At 70.4% G+C, this 3,001-nt stretch carries 4 protein-coding genes and 1 pseudogene; 4 read left to right on the plus strand and 1 reads right to left on the minus strand.

Features of this window, described 5'->3' with window-relative positions; all coding sequences use genetic code 11:
• A partial coding sequence (locus tag PV363_RS16840; RefSeq protein ID WP_366525504.1) for a peroxidase family protein occupies positions 1–754 on the plus strand: 754 nt, incomplete at its 5' end.
• Between the two features lie 119 nt (positions 755–873).
• Here the strand turns inward: PV363_RS16840 and PV363_RS16845 are convergent.
• Complete coding sequence (locus PV363_RS16845) at positions 874–1,566, minus strand: EcsC family protein (protein WP_301022959.1); 693 nt, start codon at positions 1,564–1,566, stop codon at positions 874–876.
• Between the two features lie 88 nt (positions 1,567–1,654).
• Here PV363_RS16845 and aat point away from each other — a divergent pair, with 88 nt between their 5' ends.
• The 3 genes and pseudogenes from aat to PV363_RS16860 form a co-directional block, all read left to right on the plus strand.
• On the plus strand, positions 1,655–2,326 hold the full coding sequence (gene aat / locus PV363_RS16850; RefSeq protein ID WP_301022960.1) for a leucyl/phenylalanyl-tRNA--protein transferase: 672 nt from the start codon (positions 1,655–1,657) through the stop codon (positions 2,324–2,326).
• 135 nt (positions 2,327–2,461) lie between these two features.
• Positions 2,462–2,734: an HU family DNA-binding protein gene (locus tag PV363_RS16855; protein WP_220342875.1), complete on the plus strand. Its 273-nt coding sequence runs from the start codon at positions 2,462–2,464 to the stop codon at positions 2,732–2,734.
• A gap of 83 nt (positions 2,735–2,817) precedes the next feature.
• A pseudogene (locus PV363_RS16860) lies at positions 2,818–3,001 on the plus strand (Fpg/Nei family DNA glycosylase); the annotation flags it as partial.

The raw sequence follows: 3,001 nt of genomic DNA on the forward strand, positions 1-3,001 counted from the left end.
GCGCGGTGGCGCCAACGGTGCGCGCATCCGCCTCCAGCCGCAGGCAGGCTGGGAGGTCAACAACCCCGACGAGCTCGCAGGCGTGCTCCGTGCGCTCGAGGGTGTCCAGGCGGCGTTCAACGCGTCGCAGACCGGCGGCAAGCAGGTCTCGCTCGCCGACGTCATCGTGCTCGCCGGCAACGTCGGCGTCGAGCAGGCCGCGCAGGCGGCCGGCTACGACCTGGAGGTGCCGTTCGCGCCGGGTCGCGTCGACGCGACGCAGGAGCAGACCGATGTGGAGTCCTTCGCCTACATGGAGCCGAAGGCCGACGGATTCCGCAACTACGTGGGCAAGGCCACCCGTCTGCCCGCCGAGTACCTCCTCGTCGACAAGGCCAACCTCCTCGGCGTCAGCGCGCCGGAGATGACGGTCCTCGTCGGTGGCATGCGCGCCCTCGGCGCGAACTACGACGGTTCGTCGCTGGGTGTCCTCACGGCCACCCCGGGCACGCTGACGAACGACTTCTTCGTCAACCTGCTCGAGCTCGGCACCACCTGGACGCCGAACGACGACTCGGCGCAGACCTTCACCGGCACGACGGCGACGGGTCACACCTGGACGGGCAGCCGTGTGGACCTGCTCTTCGGGTCCAACTCGGAGCTCCGTGCGCTCGCCGAGGTCTATGCGAGCGACGACGCCAAGGAGAAGTTCGTCCGTGACTTCACCGCGGCGTGGGTCAAGGTCATGAACGCCGACCGGTTCGACCTGGTCTGACGCTCCGCCAGCACCAGCACGCGCCCCGGTCTGACGGGTTCGCCACCGGATTCCTCGCGGATCCGGTGTGCAGCCCGTCAGATCGGGGCGCTGGTGCGTACGGCCGCGGGTGCGGGCCGTCAGCGTGGCAGTGCGAGCCGCCGGTCGCGCAGCTCCTGGCGCGCGTACGAGGCGATCTTGGCGGTGTGCCTCGCGTCGGCGACCAGGCCGACCCCTCCGCCGAGCAACGGCACCTTGCGGACGATCATCGAGGCGCCCTGCTTGCCGCTGACCCGGCCGAAGAGCGCGGTAGTCACCTCTTGGGCGACGCGGTCGTCGAGGCTCGGGTCGTGGACCGGCGAGGTCGCCAGGCCCATCGGCGTCGTCGGGATGCGTCGCTCCTTGACGGCCTTCTTGATCTCGTCCTTGCCGAGGAGGCACGCCATCACGGCGTTGCGGACCCGCGGGTCGTCGAGGTCGTAGCCGCGGAGGTAGGCGATGGCGGCCACCATGTGGCACTGGAGGACGGCCAGCCCGGTCACGTTGGCGGGGACCGTCACGATCATCGACGCGATGCCACCGACGTTGGTCAGGAAGCCCTGGGCCCCGGCGTAGCGGACGTGGATCGCGACGGTGTCGTCGATGGCGTCCTCGACCCTCCCGCCGGCGAGCGCGAGCCGGGCGTCGGCCGCGACCCGGACCGGCTTGAAGGGGCCCACGCCGTCGATCGCCCGGTCGAGCAGCACACGCACGTATCCGGACGTGACCTTCGGTCCGGCCGACATGGCCACGCGCGGTCCCACCATCTTCGCGGTCGTCCTGGCGATGCCCACACGGTCCTCCTGAGTAGTCTGCGCTCCATCGTAGGAGGTACCCACTGAGCCAGCAGGTAGCCGGCGGCCCCTGGATACAGTCAGGCCTGTGACGCCGCAGCCGCTGCCGCCGAACCACTGGGAGTTCGGCCGTACCCACTGGCCGGATGACGACTTCGTCGGCATTGGCGCCGATCTCGAGCCCGGCACCCTCGTGGCGGCATACGCGGCCGGGATGTTCCCGATGCCCGTCGAGCCGGAGGGCCCGATCGGCTGGTGGTCCCCCGTGCAGCGCGGCGTGCTGCAGCTCGACCGGCTGCGTGTCACCCGCTCGCTGCGCAAGTCGGCCAAGTACTTCACCGTGACGGTCGACACAGATTTTCACGCCGTCGTGGAGGCGTGTGCCGACCCGTCGCGGGAGGGTGCCTGGATCGACGGCCAGATCGCCGCGGCGTACTCGCGGCTGCATGATCTCGGATGGGCGCACTCGGTCGAGGTGAGAGGTACGGACGGCGCCTTGGTCGGGGGGCTGTACGGCGTTGCGGTCGGCGGCCTCTTCGCAGGTGAGAGCATGTTTCACCGCGAGCGCGACGCGTCCAAGGTCGCCCTGCTGAGTCTGGTGGAGCTGCTGTCCGACGAGTACGCGGCCCAGCGGCTCGTGGACGTCCAGTGGCTCACGCCGCACCTGGCGTCGCTCGGGGCCGAGGCATGGCCCCGCGACACCTACCTGGACACCCTCCGAAGGGTCGTCGACACACCGCTCCCGCCCCCGTGGCGCTGAAACCACCGGCGTCGTGGGCTAGTGTCAAGGCGCACAACACCGGCGTGGGGCCCCGGAAATCCGGGGAAGTTCGGCATTTCTCCCTATGCTGGTGTGCGTCCGAGACAACCCAGTCCCACCACGTCGGAGGAACCCGTGAACCGTACTGAACTCGTAGCCGCAGTCGCCGAGACGGCCGGCACCACCAAGGCCGACGCCGACGCGGTCCTCAGCGCTTTCGGCGACACGCTGATCAACGCCGTCGGCAAGGGCGAGAAGGTCCAGATCCCGGGCCTGCTCACGGTCGAGCGTGTCGAGCGCGCAGCGCGCACCGGCCGCAACCCCGCGACGGGCGAGACCCTCGAGATCCCCGCCGGCCACGGCGTGAAGGTCACCGCCGGCAGCAAGCTGAAGGCCGCCGTCAAGTAAGACGTTCCACGAAGGGACCCCGGGCACGCGTGAGCGTCCCGGGGTCCCTCGCGTTCGTGGCCCCGGGACGGCACACTGGTCACGTGCCCGAGCTGCCCGAGGTCGACGCGCTGGTCGACGACCTGTCCCGCCGTCTGGGGGTCACCGAGGGTGAGCCCCGTGCGATCGTCGCTGCCTACCCGGCCGCGATCAGCGCCCTCAAGACCTACGACCCGCCCGTCAGCGCGCTGACCGGTCTCGTCGTCGACGGCGTGACGCGAAGGGGGA

The sequence above is a fragment of the Mumia sp. genome (genome assembly GCF_028803055.1).
In the GTDB taxonomy this organism is placed as follows: domain Bacteria; phylum Actinomycetota; class Actinomycetes; order Propionibacteriales; family Nocardioidaceae; genus Mumia.